At 37.4% G+C, this 16,523-nt stretch carries 18 protein-coding genes; 7 read left to right on the top strand and 11 right to left on the bottom strand.

Translation table 11 applies throughout. The features are described 5' to 3' along the window. Window positions 1-93 precede the first annotated feature (93 nt). The 11 genes from BT127_RS16955 to BT127_RS14175 form a co-directional block, all read right to left on the bottom strand. The gene (locus BT127_RS16955; protein ID WP_175541979.1) at window positions 94-255 is read right to left on the bottom strand and encodes a hypothetical protein; all 162 of its coding nucleotides are present in this window, start codon (window positions 253-255) and stop codon (window positions 94-96) included. A gap of 35 nt (window positions 256-290) precedes the next feature. Then, the gene (locus BT127_RS16590; protein WP_139275552.1) at window positions 291-449 is read right to left on the bottom strand and encodes an antitoxin; all 159 of its coding nucleotides are present in this window, start codon (window positions 447-449) and stop codon (window positions 291-293) included. A gap of 377 nt (window positions 450-826) precedes the next feature. Further along, complete coding sequence (locus tag BT127_RS14210) at window positions 827-2,029, bottom strand: beta-ketoacyl-[acyl-carrier-protein] synthase family protein (RefSeq protein WP_075425632.1); 1,203 nt, start codon at window positions 2,027-2,029, stop codon at window positions 827-829. 6 nt (window positions 2,030-2,035) lie between these two features. Beyond that, window positions 2,036-2,281 (bottom strand): acyl carrier protein, encoded by a 246-nt coding sequence (locus BT127_RS14205; protein WP_082335066.1) that lies wholly within the window; start codon window positions 2,279-2,281, stop codon window positions 2,036-2,038. A gap of 340 nt (window positions 2,282-2,621) precedes the next feature. Further along, complete coding sequence (locus BT127_RS14200; RefSeq protein ID WP_075425631.1) at window positions 2,622-3,821, bottom strand: S8/S53 family peptidase; 1,200 nt, start codon at window positions 3,819-3,821, stop codon at window positions 2,622-2,624. Between the two features lie 23 nt (window positions 3,822-3,844). Continuing rightward, entirely contained in the window at window positions 3,845-5,497 is a 1,653-nt protein-coding gene (locus tag BT127_RS14195) for an ABC transporter ATP-binding protein (protein ID WP_075425630.1), read from the bottom strand. Between the two features lie 202 nt (window positions 5,498-5,699). After that, window positions 5,700-5,840, bottom strand: coding sequence for a hypothetical protein (locus BT127_RS16950; protein WP_175541977.1), 141 nt, complete (start codon window positions 5,838-5,840; stop codon window positions 5,700-5,702). Window positions 5,841-5,923: 83 nt separating this feature from the next. Next, on the bottom strand, window positions 5,924-6,199 hold the full coding sequence (locus BT127_RS14190) for a hypothetical protein (protein WP_075425629.1): 276 nt from the start codon (window positions 6,197-6,199) through the stop codon (window positions 5,924-5,926). 1 nt (window position 6,200) lies between these two features. Beyond that, window positions 6,201-7,271, bottom strand: coding sequence for a P-loop NTPase family protein (locus BT127_RS14185; RefSeq protein ID WP_075425628.1), 1,071 nt, complete (start codon window positions 7,269-7,271; stop codon window positions 6,201-6,203). Between the two features lies 1 nt (window position 7,272). Further along, window positions 7,273-8,700, bottom strand: coding sequence for a radical SAM protein (locus tag BT127_RS14180; RefSeq protein ID WP_075425627.1), 1,428 nt, complete (start codon window positions 8,698-8,700; stop codon window positions 7,273-7,275). A 122-nt stretch (window positions 8,701-8,822) separates the two neighbouring features. Then, window positions 8,823-9,842 (bottom strand): hypothetical protein, encoded by a 1,020-nt coding sequence (locus BT127_RS14175; protein ID WP_075425626.1) that lies wholly within the window; start codon window positions 9,840-9,842, stop codon window positions 8,823-8,825. 628 nt (window positions 9,843-10,470) lie between these two features. Here BT127_RS14175 and BT127_RS14170 point away from each other — a divergent pair. The 7 genes from BT127_RS14170 to BT127_RS14140 all read left to right on the top strand — a co-directional run bounded on the left by BT127_RS14170 (window position 10,471) and on the right by BT127_RS14140 (window position 16,443). Continuing rightward, complete coding sequence (locus BT127_RS14170) at window positions 10,471-12,168, top strand: ABC transporter ATP-binding protein (RefSeq protein ID WP_318257273.1); 1,698 nt, start codon at window positions 10,471-10,473, stop codon at window positions 12,166-12,168. Between the two features lie 135 nt (window positions 12,169-12,303). Beyond that, a complete protein-coding gene (locus BT127_RS14165) occupies window positions 12,304-12,486 on the top strand; it encodes a hypothetical protein (RefSeq protein WP_075425624.1) in 183 nt (60 codons plus the stop codon). A gap of 49 nt (window positions 12,487-12,535) precedes the next feature. Further along, window positions 12,536-12,721, top strand: a complete 186-nt coding sequence (locus BT127_RS14160; protein ID WP_075425623.1) for a hypothetical protein — start codon at window positions 12,536-12,538, stop codon at window positions 12,719-12,721. A 49-nt stretch (window positions 12,722-12,770) separates the two neighbouring features. Then, a complete protein-coding gene (locus BT127_RS14155) occupies window positions 12,771-12,956 on the top strand; it encodes a hypothetical protein (protein ID WP_075425622.1) in 186 nt (61 codons plus the stop codon). Between the two features lie 142 nt (window positions 12,957-13,098). Then, window positions 13,099-14,130 (top strand): S8 family serine peptidase, encoded by a 1,032-nt coding sequence (locus BT127_RS14150; protein WP_075425621.1) that lies wholly within the window; start codon window positions 13,099-13,101, stop codon window positions 14,128-14,130. A 1-nt stretch (window position 14,131) separates the two neighbouring features. Beyond that, window positions 14,132-15,403, top strand: a complete 1,272-nt coding sequence (locus tag BT127_RS14145; RefSeq protein ID WP_075425620.1) for a radical SAM protein — start codon at window positions 14,132-14,134, stop codon at window positions 15,401-15,403. After that, window positions 15,394-16,443, top strand: coding sequence for a radical SAM/SPASM domain-containing protein (locus tag BT127_RS14140; protein WP_075425619.1), 1,050 nt, complete (start codon window positions 15,394-15,396; stop codon window positions 16,441-16,443). Before BT127_RS14145 ends, BT127_RS14140 begins: the two co-directional genes overlap by 10 nt. Window positions 16,444-16,523 lie beyond the last annotated feature (80 nt).

Genomic DNA, 16,523 nt, shown 5'->3' with positions numbered 1-16,523 from the left:
GTCAGAGTTTCACGATCCATTTTCTTAATCTTCTTATAAGTATCTCTATCAATTATCTCTTTATTTGTCATATAATACTCCTTGATTAATCAGTTATAGTGTTCTGCCGCTTCGATCCAGAAGCTCACGAGAAGTAATTTCGGTGTGGTCATATTCTATCTTGAAGTAATCAAGGATTGCTTTCATCTTATCCTGCATCATAAGACAAGTATCAAGCAGAAATCCTTTCTCACCGTCAGATTGCCATTCTTTCAAACCTTTATAATAGTATCCCTATTGAAAAAGAAAAGTTATTTCTTTGAGTTCTTTTGCATGTCTGCTTCAATCAAGCTCATTATCAGCTCTGTCAAGCTCTGATCTTTGGATTTAGCATATTCCTTGTATTCATCTTTCTTGCCCTTCGGAAGGTTCAGTGTGAGCTTGTCACGGCTCTCTTTCATATATTTCATGGTTCTGTTCTTAGTTTGGTTGGCAGACCATAACTATTTTAACATTGGAGGTTTGTTTTTTCTACTCATAGCTAAAGTTTTTTTGAACCCCCAGTTTAACTGGGGGTTCAAAAAAACTGACTCCGCTTGAATTGCGGAGCCAGTTCGTAGCTTACTTCATTTTGTCATAGGGGCTTTTTGTGCTTTACATACAAGATGGGGCAAGTTCAGATTGCAAGTCGGCTATTCATATATTATTACATTCATTTCTATAATTTTTCTTTTTCCCCGAACAGATTCTGCCCCTTATCACTTTCGAACTTTTGATATCAATTACCGAAGCTATCACAGCGTAGTTCCAGACTCCGCCGAAATCGGCGCAAGTCTTGCCAACGGTATCATTTATATCGTTCTATCATCAATGCAGCGTTATGTCCGCCGAATCCAAAGGACGCAGAAACAGCACGTTCGACCTGAATATCCCGCGTTTCAGCGGTATAATTCAAATCATCAAAAATTGTTTTGCAAATATTGCCGTGTACCCTATTATGATTAATAGAATCAACGCACACAATAGCTTCGATTGCACCGCTTGCACCAATGGTATGTCCAACAAAAGCCTTGGTCGAATTGATGGCTGGCTGAGCAAAGCAATCTCCAAAAACATTTCTTATTACGTTTGCCTCGGCAATATCATTAAGCTTTGTGCCCGTTCCGTGAGCATTATAATAGTCCACTTTCCTGTCTCCTACAAGCTTCTTTAGCATAGCGGAAATGTACTCTCCGTCCTCAGGCATCGCAAGAATACTGTATCCATCGCAATTTTGTCCGAAACCGGTTATTTCGGCATATATCCTTGCATTTCGCTTCAGAGCGTGCTCAAGCTCCTCCAAGACAAGCATTGCTACTGCTCCCTCACTGTAAAGGAAACCTGATCTCTCCTCAGAAAACGGATACGAAGCGCCATCACTATCCTGCGATACAACCTTCAGATTCTCAAATCCCTTTAAAGTGAGCCATGATCTGTCACGCAGCTTATCACAGCCACCGCAAATTACAACATCGCTTTTATTTGCAAGTATCATCTCATATGCCTTACCGATGCTTTCTGTTCCAGATGCACAAGCAGAGCTCACCGTAAAGCTGCGTCCGTGGCTGCCCAATACAACAGACAACCAAGAGGCGGGAGAGTTCTCCATAAGTGACGGTACACCCATCAAACTTATACGGCCTTTTTCTTTAAAGCTTTCATAATTGTCAACAATGCCATCTATCAGAGGAACAGCGCATCCGATTACCACAGAAGCATCCTCAACATCTTCAATCTCAGCATCTTCTATTGCGTTCAATGCGGCATAAGCAGTATAATATGAAAGACCGGAAGCCTTGCTCTTTACCTGTTTAAGCTTAGTATTGAACCTGCTTTCATCTATTTTCGCAATAGGTGTATAATATGACGTTTTGATGCTCTTTAATAAATCGTCCGACTTATCAATGGGCACTACGACCTTTTCTCGGTTGCAAAGCCTTTCAAAAACTTTTTCGTGGTTTGTTCCGAGCGAGCAGACCACAGACATACCCGTAATTACAACTCTGCGCATAGCTTATCAGTTCTTCTGTGAAGATATCTGGTCGATATACTTCTCTATGTCTTTAATTGTGCGGATGCTCTTCAACTGATCGTAATCGAGAGATATATCATATTCTGATTCCAGCTCATCTGCAATAGCAAGCATATCCAAAGAGTTTAACTGAAGCTCCTCCTTCAAATCAGTATCCTCAGTGATCTCAATGTCCTTGAGTTCCTCATCAAGTTCTGTTCTGATGAGCTCAATAATTGCATTCATTTCCATTGTAAAAACCCCTCTATTTTTTTATTATAATATGATTCTTATTTTAGCCGTAAGATCTCAATTCCACTATCGAATTGAGCATTGCGGCATTTCATACAGGATAACATCCAAAGATAACACCGTTGAACGTTGAAGTCAGCAATGAAACGATTATGGATTTCAGTGTCGGATTGACAATAATTCTGATATTACTGCTCTGAGCAGCAAAGCTTGTTATCATATTCACTTTGATACCGATGAATCCACATATAATGCAGATTATGATAGCTCCGATTTGAGCCTTGCCTCTGCCGTAGTTATCTATACACTATACCTTGTATTCGGACATACATTGCTGATCTTATTCGTAAAAACGATAAATTGCGTCCTTTACATCCGAAATATCAGAACAGCTTTGTATTCTGTTCCCGGATATTACATTATAACCGTACTCTTCGCAGCTTATTATTATGTCGTCGGCTCTGCATCTGTCATTGACAGCAATAATGATATCGGGAGAATTAACAGCCGAATAATAATTGATATAGCTCATTATCAGCGTCTTAGGAACATAGCAGGCGCCGTAATAATAATGCTTTTTGTTTATGGATAGAAATGCTGCGCTATATCCGTCTGATGACAACTTAGACAAAAGCATACTCGCGAGTCTTCCGCTTCCATCTCTGTTTTTGATGCAAACAACAGGGATGTCACACTTTTTGTATAAAAAAGAATTCAGCAACAACCATGAACAAAACAGCCTTCCGTAATGCAATGAGCGGAACCTCTGTCCGCAGGAGCGGTAATACATTCTTTTCGCCGGACTTAGCCTGTCAAAAAAAACGTATCCTTGGCTCTCTCCCGAATAAGGACTGAATATTTCAAAGCCAATCAACTTACCGCCTTTTCTCTTCGGCTTTTTATCCATAAGCCTCACGTCACAGGTGACTTTGTGCAGGTCAAGCTTGCCATTATTGATATATTTCGCTACTGCATAGGGACAAGCATAGCTGTTGCACCTGATAGTAAGGCACTTTTTTCCGTTGGAGCGTATCAAATGAGCGCCTTTTGTATAAACGTCGGACGGCCTGTACGGAAGTCTCATCAGACTGCTTAGTCCGACCTGCTCCACGCTGATTGTACTGTCAAACAGTGCGGGCACAGTCAGCATTCCGCTGTTGCTCTGAGCAGCGAAAATACACACGCCCTTCTTTTTCAGTTTTTCGCAGATTTCTCTGAGCCGATGGCTGAAGGAATTATCAATTCCACAAACCTCTATACCGTTGCTCAGATTGATAACATCAATATCGAGTCTGAGACAGAACTCCAGAGCAGCAATAATATCCTCAGGAGCTGCCATGTCATCATTTCCAAGAAAAACGATATCATATATCTTTTCCGGAGAACTGTATTTTTCAATGATCTTTGCACAGATAGTAGCATGAGAATTCTTATCGTCGAATACACTGTTTCTGTTAACGCTGTTTCCGACGCAGTACCTTTCGACCTTAGTTTTTACCTCTGCCTGACATATTCCGTCATCAAGGATTGCCACTATCATGATATTCTCCCAGACCTTTTGAATTAATGAAGCTTTATTACATTATCAAAATAACCTACAAGCTCTTCGGAATGTGTAACACAAATCACTGTACATTCTTTCAGTTCTGTATTGAACAGCTTTTTAATATGCTCAACTGTCTCAATATCAAGATTTGAAGTCGCCTCATCAAGAATGATTATAGGCTTTTCAGTGATCAATGCACGAGCAAGAGCAATTTTCTGTTTCTGACCTCCAGAAAGCATACTTCCGTTTTCACCGACATTGTATTCGTATCCCTTTTCTTCGACAAGACCTTTAAGATTAAGGATTTCAAGTATATGTTCAAAACGTTCCTTATCAATTTCTCTGTCAAGAAAAATATTATCTATCAGAGTTGCATTGAAAAGATATACATCCTGACTTACAACTCCGAACAACGCACGGTAGCGATTGATATCAAGCTTATCTATATTATTGTTGCCAAGAATGACCTCACCCTTATCCGGCGAAATCAGCCTCAGTATCATATTGATGAGAGTAGTCTTTCCGCAGCCGTTTTTGCCCCAGATGACCGTTTTGCTACCCTTTTTGATCTTGAAGCTCAGATCCGATAATGTATCCTCAACTCCGTCATAGCTATACGAAACTTTATCGAAAATGATATCACCATTACCAAACGAATCTATACCGTTCGGAGCTTCTTCGGGATAATTCATTAACTCCATATGCCGCTTTATCGACGGAAGAAGGGCAGAAAGCTCAAATATCATCGAAAAGGCGACGATTATAGGCTGTGAAAGCATTAATGCATAAGTCTCGAACGCTACGACCTTTCCGACAGAAATATCGTTTTTTAGCATTATCAAGCCTGATACAAAATATATCGAAATTGAGAAGAAATTCATAACGAGCCCTTGGATAAGGTCGTTCTTTTTTCTTATCAACGACTGGTCCATATTGAGAGTTTTCAATTCATCAGCTCTGCTTCGTATCGCTGTCTCTTTATTTCTCTGGAGTCCGAAAAGACGTATAACCTTGATGCCGTTTATGTAATCGCCGTACACCTCGGAATAATCACGTGATTTATCAAGGTACTTATGAAGTATCGGCATATTCTTGTTCATCATGTAAAAGGTCAAAAAGCCATTGATCGGCAGAAATACAAGCGTCAGCAAATAAAGCCTCCACTCCATTATCAGCAGCGATGCTCCGCCGCCGACTGCGCCGAGAAAAGCACTTACGATTTCAAATGATTCCGAATGTGCAATACTTGAAATACTGAGTATGTCTTCTTTTATTGTCTGACATATAGACGAAATATTTTTATCCTTAAAATAATCAATCCTTATCGACGACAAATGCTTAAAGGTCTTCACCTCAAGATCAAAACGAATATTGTTATAGATCTGAAGCCTTATTTTCTCTTTTATATAATCAAACAGAGAGTGGATAACATAAAGCAACATCAGAATGACGCACATAAGCGAAAGGTTCTTAAAATCCTTCTCAACAATTCCTATATCGATAAGTCTCTGTGACGCAAGCGGCTGTACAAAGCCAATCACAAATGAAAAAATCATACACAAAAAAATAACAGCGACTCTCTTCTTATAGTTGAAGAGCAGTCCGAAAACAGGTTTATAGTACTTAAAAGCCTGTTTCAATTTATTTTTTTTTATACGATTTTTTCCCATTTAAGAAACATCCTTTTAAAATGTCGTTATATAAATATACAATGAAGTTGATTGTTAAAAAAAACAATCAGCTTCATTGTATGAAGCATAATTGCTTATGCCTATTAATACTACATTTACGATTCGTCAGTTTTTAAGTTTGTAAAATAATAATTACTTCGTTAAATAGAAATAATTTGTGATCAAAAATCAATCTTAAAGATTAGTTAAGACCGCTCTTTAAATCAGAGCTATTCTTAGCAGAAGGCTTACCTGCGCATGAACAGCATACACAATTAGAGCAATTCTTGAATGCCTTAACGATTCTGTTGTCCTTAGTATTCTTCTTGAAAAGCTTCTTCATCTCTCATTCCCCCCTTTATTACAGTGATTAGTTTTATGACGGATAGCATAATATGTAATATCAACCTTGAATAATAAGATTATTTATGTGGTATGATTCGCAGTTCTTCTTTCAATACTGTCTGCAATACCGTTTATCGAGTTGAATCCATAGTCCTTAACATCTTCCAAAGCAAACTTGACCTTGAATTCCTCCATCAGCTCTAAAAAGACAAATACCAGATCCTGATAATCCATACCAAAGTGATCACCTATGAGAGGAATGTCATAATCATTCTCGGATATTGATTCAGAACTATGGCGAACCTCATTAATTATACCTATTATTTTGTCTATTATCTGACCTCTGTCTAAACTCATTTTATAACTCCTCAACATTATTGGAACATTTTTCAATAAAATCAGATACCAAAGCATTCCGGCTTTTATCGTTCATATCACAGAAAAGATAGTCCTTTATATCAGAACACTTTTCAATATAATTCCAAGCATGGCTTTTATCCAACGTAGTTATTACGACCTCTCCGAGATCAAAACTCAATTCAATATCAACTTCGATGTTACTGATTGCAAAAGCATCAATCGGACAGTTATACTTATATTTATATTCAGTATCTAGCTCGGGTAAAAAATCAGGTGTTACAACATTAACAGGAATGCCAAGGATAAAATAATCAACTGAAACAGCTTGTGAAAAAGTATAGGCATCGATTGTGTAGCCATCCAGCACTTCTTCGGCAAAGTTTGACATTCCTCCCGGGAATTGGACCACAATAATATCAGGACACTTTAATAGTTCAATATCGTTGATAAAATTGTTCAGGAAGAAAACCTTCTCATCGCTGCTTATTGAAGAACGGAATAATTCCTTGGGCAGTGTATAGCTGTTAATGAGCATATTATTATTGCTTGTCCCAATGCCTACTGTTTTATATCCGCTTTCATTGAGATGCCTGATAAGATCACAATACAGCATATCTGTATTCAATGGAGAAAACATACTTCCTATTCCGATTACTACGCTTTCCTGTTTCGTATAAAAATCAGCAACTTTAGGTATCTCGTATTTGTTTTTGTATCGGAATACAAGTTTTTTTTCTTTGGCAAGCCTGTATGCTTTCTTCAAATCATTCTCATCTAATTCAGCACAGCAAATAACATTCTTGTTTTTTTCTAAAGAAAGAATGATTTTTTTTACGATATCTTTGTACATTGAACTGATGTTCTTATAATCACAAATTATAACGGTGTCACATATTTCAAGTGATGCATCAAAATCAGTACTGATATCACAGCCCAGATTGTCTGAAACCATGCTTCTGCAAACAACGGGGCAAACCGCTTTTACTATATGCAAATCATTATCTACCTTGTCTATATAATCAATGAAGGGGATCAATTCGTTTGAACAGGGATAAATAATACAATTCATTTTACGGTCTCCAAGTATAGTGTGTTTTAGTTTCTTTAAATAAAATACAGGTTTTCAGTATTGAATCAAACCTTGAACATGACATCTTGCAATTTGCCAATCTCCTTTCGGAAACAAGCTCATCGCCACCATCTGAATATGCCTGACAAAGCGAACAATGCAATTGAGCATAACACTCCCTGCATTTATCTGATGTTTGCTGAGAAACATTCATTTGTTTTTTTATAGCATCATAATCAAATCCATCATAGATAGATCCGATCTTCATACATTTTGAAATCTCGCTTACTCGTTCGCACGGGAACATATCTCCGTAAACATTAACGAAGAATTTTGTATGGCCCGGCACACAAGGACCTCCCGGACACCCTGTATCTGGCAGTGAATTTATTCCTCGCTTATATTGCATGTAATTACGTTTAAGCATGAACATACTCTGGTTATAAAATTCAGGAATATCTATCCCTTCAACAAGCTTCATCGATTTAAGGAAAGCTAAGAAGAAGTAGTAATTGTACTTAGCTTTGAACTCGCTTGGGTATTCAAGTTTATATTCAAGATATTCGTCATCAGCAACCGACGAACTTACGCCAACCGAATTGTTTCTGAAAAATTCATTATCAAACAGCGAGAACGCTTCGTCAATATCATTATTCGGAGCAAGAACCATGTTAATCTCCACCCCCAAAGCAGCATTATCACCGTATCTTTTATATGCCTTTTTTAAGGCTTCAAAAACACTTGCAAAGCTGCCCGTTCCATCGCTTCTTTTTCTGTTGATATCGTGTATAGACGGAGGGCCATCCATACTTATGAGCAGCTTGAAATCGTGTTCAGCTAAGAAATCTATTATTTCGTCACTCATCAGCGTTGCGTTTGTTGTCATGAAAAAGCTGAGATTTTTACCAAGGAACAGTTCTTCACTATATTCAACACATTTTTTCAGCAATTCAAATTCAATAAGCGGTTCGCCGCCATAGAAAGAGATTGAAGGAGAGTCATATGTAGAAGAGTGTTCAGCAAAAAAATCGATTGCTTTTTTTGCTACTTCCCAACTCATGTGTTTGTTTTCGTGATTTCTTTGCAATACATTATCCGTTTTATTCGCATAAGGACAATAAGAACATACAAGATTACACAACCGAGTTACCTGCAAAATAAGCTGATGGCACTGGCTTGACAACATTTCTTCTATCTCGTCAGTTTGTTCATGCTTGATCTCGGAAACACGCTTGTCTGATAAATAGCCTTTTTCACGAAGATGTTCAACATATGCCTTATCCTCTTCGTTGAGTTCTTCATACAGGCAAGTTTCAGAAAGATAATAATAAACACTTTCATTGATTCCGACAATAGTGTCTCTGTTGACGTCATAGAAATAGAATCCTCTGGGTGAACGATAAAGCTTGATAAACGGTTTGTTTTTCACTTCTTAATTGCAGCATACCCCAAAATCGGTATTACACGCAGAGATATGCTTTATCCTTTCATAAAATTAATGATAGATCTATAATATCATTGATTATTACTAATAAATCTATAATGCATTGATTATTGCAGCATGTTGATTACCTTGATGTGCGTTTCGAGTTCATAATTTACCTGATCCTTCAGCATAACGAATAATTCGCAATATTCGTCATAGCTCATATTGCTTTTATCGCACATCTTTTGGATATTCTTAGTCAGAGAGTGCCATTTCTTCTCAAGTGCCTTATACGCAGAACATATCTTTTTGTCTTTAATGTACTGAGAAGCTTCCTTATACAGATAATCCCTGTAAACATATCCGCCCTGATCAAACATAGAACAAGCGGTAACAATTCCCGAATAATTCGTTTCGATAAGTTTTTTATCGTCATGACCATATATGTATTTCTCAAAGAACTCGTTCATGACTACAAGGCTAGCTCTTATCTGTTCAATAAGCAAAGATATCTGCTTTTTGAACGTCTCAGCAGCATCAGGAAGCGAAAAACCTGAAACATCCTTCACTATGTACAAGTCTTTATTTATCTCAAGCTGATACCACTTACTCTTTCTTGCCTTCTCAAGAACATCGTATTCTATCCAATGGTCATGCTGTTTGAGGCTGAATGAAGGCTCCGAAAACAACATCCTGCCGCTTTCGGGCTCAATGGCGTGAATGGTGATAAAATGATGGGGCATACGCAAATCGGCCGGAAAAAGCTTCTTATAAACCTCGGAGATTGCAAATCCTATCTGAAATTGATCAGAAACAGCGGTCACACAGGTGTTTTCCTTGATAGCATCAGAAATCAACTTAATGTCAGCATCACGTTCCAGAGCGGAATAATAATCCAGTCTGATATTCGACGCCTCTGCGAACTTATTGAAAAAATCCAGTTCAACTGGGATAATCTCCAAAGTCGGAACTCCGTTTTCTTCAAAATCTATCCTTGCCGTGAAATGTACTGCTTGTGTATACAGCATAGCTTCAACAGGCGTAATTGTGATATTTTTATTCTTCAATGCATATATCAGTGCATTGACGAAGCAGTTGATCTTGTGATTAATCTTATACTTGTAGTCACTTACTTCTAAAATCATGGTCCACCATCTTTGAACATATTTTTATTATGATAATTTTATTATAATAAATGGATTAAGCGAAAAGCGCCGAATATTCGTCATTTTAATCCTAACATATACTTTAATTGTGGTATAATTAATCCATTTTCTTCAATTAGTTTTCAAATCTTTTATAATATTATACCATATTTAGCAAATAAATTCAATATTATTATGATAAAAAAGAGCTAACCGAATTAGTAAATATTTATGCAACTTGCTTGTCCGTTGTGTTATTCATACGCAAAATCGATTCTGGATTTGTTGCTGATTTACATTTTTTTCACAGTGTGCATATTGTTTTTCCTTTTTTACACAAATCAGTTGTATGTTAAATTTCTTCAATTTTCTCTATCATATGTTACACAATATTCACAGCATTTTGTAGTTAAAAGATAAACTGTTGTGTTTGCATATAGATTTTCAACTTGTTTATTTAGTATTTACAATTTATTGTAAATACTATTGCATTTTTTAGTTTAATCAGGTATAATAAATTATTAGAATATTAGACGCAGCGATTTAATGTAATAACATATACATTTCTTATGTAATATTTTCGCTTTGCTTCAGTAAGGGGAGATAATTCTTGAGTAAAATCAAAGCAATGAATGTGAAAAGGCGAAATTTGTCAAAGCAACTAAAAAGCATATACAACGTGATACTGAAAAAAAGGATGTTCAGCCTTATACTCATATCACTGATGCTCCTCACCTCTTCATTCCTCACGATCCTGACGGCATCTAAAATGGCTAAAATAATTGACAGCGTCACTGCCGGGATCTCCATGGACAAACTAATCGTTGATATTTTTGTTTATATAGCCATTGTTGTTTTCCAGAACTGCATCAGTTTCTATTGTGGATATTGCAACAGTAAGCTTATTCTGAAATCTATAAATGAACTAAAAACATTCTGCCTTAATAAAATATTCTCTCGCAGCGGTGAGTTCTTTTCCAACAATGAATACGGCGAATTATATACTGCAATCGAGTCGGATACATCCTCATTCTGTGGATTTATTATGAGCAATATCTTTTCGATTCTTTATACCGTTAGTCTGCTTGCTTTTTATGTAACTTATCTTGCGATACTTAACTGGAAACTTTTGTTGGCTATAATGGCTATTCAACCGCTCGTTCTTATCTTTCAGTTAATCTTTGCTCCGAAGATTATGAAAAAAAGCCAGCAACACCGCGACAACAATGTAAAATATGATTCTATCCTTCAGACAATCATTTCAAATCCTGTTGAACTGATAATGTCGGGAATGAAGGAAAAAAGCTTCAAAAAGCTCATGAAATCCATAAATGACACATACGATTCGGGAAAATCGCTCTCATTTGTTCACTCGCTGAGTGCCCATATCATTCAGTTCCTTTCAGCATTTACTACTTGCCTCGTTATCGGTCTGGGCGGCTATTTTGTATTACAGGGAAAAATGACCATAGGTGTACTCGTTGTTTTCATTAGCAGCTCGGACAAGCTGATCAAAATTATCGCTTCAATATCCGACCTCACATTTGACTTCTCTGAAGTCAAACCAATCTATAAACGTTTAAGCAATTATCTCAATTACACAAGTGAAGATAATGAAGAACTGGTGCTCAGTAGCGATCAGAATGATATTGTATTTCAGAATGTTGATTTTTCCTATGATGAAGGGACTGAAATACTACGTAATGTAAACTGTTGCTTCAAAACAGGAAAAAAATACGGTATTATTGGAAAAACAGGCGAAGGTAAAAGCACGATTATCAAACTCCTCTTCAATTTATGGAAGCCTTCCCGCGGCAAGATACTCATCGGAGGCAAGAAAATCGACCATCTTGACAAAAACAGTATCAGTGAGAGTATTATGTACGTTTCAGCAAATCCGATAATGTTTAATGATACCATATACAATAACATCGTCATGAATTCAACCGATATCAACGAAGAGAGGATATATGATATGCTCAGAAAGCTAAAGCTCTATGATGATATCACAAAGCTGAATGACAATATTCAGAGTGTCATCGGCGATAACGGCACAACTCTTTCCACAGGTCAACGTCAGCGTCTTGCTATCGCAAGGGCACTGCTGAGCGACAAGCAAATCATTATCATGGACGAACCAACCTCTTCGATAGATTCAGAAACAGAAAAGGAAGTCATGAAAACCATCTACAACGAACTATCCGATAAAACTCTTATTATCATAACTCACGATGAACAGATACTTTACAATTGTGATGAGATTCTGGAATTACGAAACAGGAATCTCATCCATACAGACAAGGAGATAGCCGATATAATCGCATAACGGCTATGTATCCGCTTCATAGGCTATAATCACATTTTGTGATGCTATAGTCGTATTCTTGGTCATGACCTTATTGGTATGGCGCGCAATGCCAATCAGGGTTCTGATAAATATTTTTTAAGGAGGAAATTTAAAATGAAAATTGAAAAGCTCTCAAACAAGATTGAATTTAATGTTGAAGCTCAGAAGGCTGCCTGCAACGCTGATTGCCCGGCTGGTTTTACATTTGTTGGCAACACCGCATTAATTAGTTTGCCTAATCTAAAAACATGCTTTGTCAAGCCTCTATGGTCAAGCTTCATTTCCCCAAGTCACTAATCAAACTAACTGCCAAGATTTTATCTAAAGAATAAGGAGGAAATTTAAAATGAAAATCGAAAAACTCTCAAACAAAATTGAATTTAATGTTGAAGCTCAGAAGCGTCCCTGCCTCTATGATTGCCCGGGTGGTTTTGCGTGGGTCAACAACTTATCAAAAATTGATGGTAACGGGTGGCCTACAAATTGCCATGTCATTTCTGTATGGACAAGCTTCATTTCTCCAAGAAACTAATCAAACTAACTGCCAAGATTTTATCTAAAGAATAAGGAGGAAATTTAAAATGAAAATCGAAAAACTCTCAAACAAAATTGAATTTAATGTTGAAGCTCAGAAGCGTCCCTGCCTCTATGATTGCCCGGGTGGTTTTGCGTGGGTCAACAACTTATCAAGAATTGATAGTCACGGGTTGCCTACAAATTGCCGTGTAATTTCTGTATGGACAAGCTTCATTTCTCCAAGAAACTAATCAAATAATTATTGCATCATAATTGTATGTAAAGTAAAACCAACTCAATTCAGCGGGGAGCTTTCATTTTGGGCTGTTTACCGCTGAATTGAGTAAACATAAAATATCATATGGTTCGTTTTTTATTCAACGGAGGTAAAATATGTCTGATATCAGAATTGCTGTATTGGATACGGGGATTGACAAAATATTATATGATGAGCTCTTACAGCAGAACAGGATATTAGGCTGTAAAGGCTTTAGATATGATTATTACTACAAAACAGTTTTTTGTGATGATCGTGTAGAAGATCTAAACGGGCACGGTACCCAAAGTGTCGCACTTATCGACAGAATCTGCCCGCATACAAAATTTAATATTGTTAAGCTTCTGGGAGTCTCAGGTCTGACAAATGAATCAGTTCTGGAAAAAGCTCTGGAATATGCTTCAAAGCTTGATGTAGATATAATTGTATCAAGCTCAAGTCTGAAATCATCTCTGAAGTCTGAAAAGCTTGAAGAAATATGCAATAAAATCCACAGCGACGGAAAGCTGTTGATTTTTTCTCTTAGAAATGGAGACCAGACATCCATCCCGGCAGAGTTTGAAAGTGTTATAGGTGTAATAGGTGGAAATATACCAAATGACGAATTGCGCTGGAACGAGGGACAGAAGATCCAGTTACAGTGTTCTTCCGAAACAGCTGTTGTAAAGGCACTTTACGGCAGAAGAAGTGTATACAACGGAAACAGTAAGGCTACATCACTTGCTGCAGGTCTTATTGCCAAATTAATGTATGAAAATAATATATACGGTTCGGATGTAACAGCTTATCTAAACAGAAACTGTTACGCTGATAAATTAGAAAACAAGCCATTCGGACGCGAGATTGACTCCATTAATAAAACCGTATTCGACCATGAAAAGGAAGAATATCTTGTAGAAAACAGTATCGGGTATCATCAGGTTTTATATTCACTTTGTGAATTCTTTAAGATCAATTCTCCCGAACGTATGCGAACCGCTTATTTAATGGAAGAGAATAACTCGTATCTATGGCATAATATAGAAGAATTCCTAAGATATATGGAATATATATTTCAGAAACCGATTGATGTGGATAACCTGAGAAATCTGGAGTATTCATATCTTTTTTTTGAAAACGTTATAAACAAAAATGAAAGCGATGATTAATATGATGGATAAGAAAAAAACATTAATGTATTGCCGATCTTTTGCAAAAAGTGAATATCAGGACAAGATAATAATCGCAAATACCGAAAACGGTCAGACTTTTAAGCTTACAAAGGAATGCTTTGATATCCTTGATACTTTTATTTCCAAAAAAGTATCGGTTGAAGAGTGTCTCAGCTGGTTTGAAGACAAAGATGATATGAAGTATTTCGAGACTATCCTTGCAAGTATGAATGAAAAAACAATCCTTGTTTCGGAGCCTGAGGAATACGAATATGATATCAGCTGTTCACTTACAAACAAGTGTAATCTCAGATGTATCCATTGCTGCGCAGATGCACAGCACGTTTCTGATTCCGACAACTCAACAAACGAGCTCACAACTCTGGAGTGGAATGATACCTTCGAAAAACTCTCGGAGCTGAAAGTCAAATCAATGTCCTTTACAGGCGGCGAGCCCATGATTAGAGATGACTTCTTTGAGCTTATAGAATATGCAAGATCAAAGATAAAATCATCCTATCTGCTGATGTCAAATTCACTGCTTATCAATGAAGGAAACGCCAAAAAGCTTGTATCGCTTTTTGAAGAATTTTCATTCAGCCTTGACGGTGTTGATGAAGAAACGTGTGCATTCGTACGCGGTAAAGGCGTTTTTGACAAAGTAATGAAAAACGTTGATCTTATGAAGGCAAACGGTATGAACTCGTTCTCGCTGTCTATGACAAATATAAAGCAGAATATTCCTCACATAGAAGAATTCCTCGATTTGTGCAAATCTATCGATGCCAAACCGATCCTGAGGCATTTTGATTTTGTTGGAAGAGGTAAGCAGAATATTGACCTTATGCCTTGTACAGAGGATGAAAATTTTACACATCAATTTCCCGAACCTATTGACGGAATAAAATCCTTCGCTTCAAACCTTATGCCCACAGGAATATCATGCAACGCTTGTACTACTACATTTACGATTGGAAGTAACGGTGATATTTTCCCGTGCAACACCCTTCAGAAGGAGCAATTCAAGCTCGGTAATGTCAAGGATATCCTCTCCTTGAAGGATTTCTTTGAAAAGAGAGAATATGAAAAATCGGAAGGATACAGAAACTTCTGCGATATACATCCCGCAAAGAGTAAAAAATGCGCAGATTGTCCAGTAAAACTCCACTGCGTTACCTGTCTCCAGTACTGCTACCTTCAGAAGAATCATTCCAAATGTCAGCAGTACTGCAACCAAAAGAAAAAGGAGCTTGCAGTTTTATGGGATTAAGTAAACAAAACTATGTTGTTGACGGTGAATATCTCGCGTTCACAATCTGGACAACATCGTACTGCAATTTCAACTGCAAATACTGCTATGAGACCGAAAACAAACCTTCAAATTACATGGACCGAGAAACAGCGGATAAAGTATTTGCATACATAAGGAGACAGGCAAAAAACAGCGACAAAAAATCGCTCTGGATAGGGTTTCATGGCGGCGAACCGATGCTTAACACAGGCATCATCAAGTATTTTCTTGATATGTTTGAAGCAGATGATGAGATAACCTATTTCACCTCTATGACTACCAACGGTTCTGTTATGGACGAAGATATCATTAACCGTATCAGTGAGGTCAGTGTTAGTCTCGATGGAGCAAAAGAGTCGCACAACAAAAACAGAATCACACGAAACGGTGAGGGGACCTATGACCTTATCATTGGAAACATAAAAAAGATCATGGAAATTAAGAATAACGATATCCGTTTAAGAATGGTCGTAACTCCCGATAACACTGAAGATTTCTTTGACAATGTTATGTATGCCGCTTCATTGGGATTCACAATGATCGTTCCCTGTATCGACTTCTTCAATAAGGACTGGAACGATGAAAAGTTCAGACTTCTCTATGATGAAGCGATAAGGATAAAAGAATACAGACAGGAAAACTGGTCTGATAAAAACATCCGCATTGCAATAATTGATGACCAGGTCAAAAGAATGGGCGACTGCGAAATCGGCATTGACGGATTTCAGATAGGTGTAGACGGTTCATTGTATCATTGTATGTATACAGCAAATGACCCGTCTTATTCGATTGGAAACATTTTTGACGGAATCGATGAAAGCATCGCTGAAGAGGTAAACTGCCTCAACAGAAAAAAGCCCGAGGAATGTAATGGTTGTACATATCAGCCGTACTGTATTACGCAGCGCTGTCTTATCCTCAATAAACTTACAACAGGCAACTATTACGAGCCTTCGCCTGTAATATGCAAGTATGAATGGCTCAAACTGAAGCTCAAAGGCGTAAATGTCAGACTGTAATTTGGATATGACTAAACCTTTCTGAACCCGCACGTTCAGAAAGGTTTTTCATTTATAAGCTGTTGTTGCCTATATATTGG

The organism is Ruminococcus sp. XPD3002 (assembly GCA_900119535.1).
In the GTDB taxonomy this organism is placed as follows: domain Bacteria; phylum Bacillota; class Clostridia; order Oscillospirales; family Ruminococcaceae; genus Ruminococcus; species Ruminococcus flavefaciens_H.
This window is presented reverse-complemented; position numbering and strand designations above follow the sequence as displayed.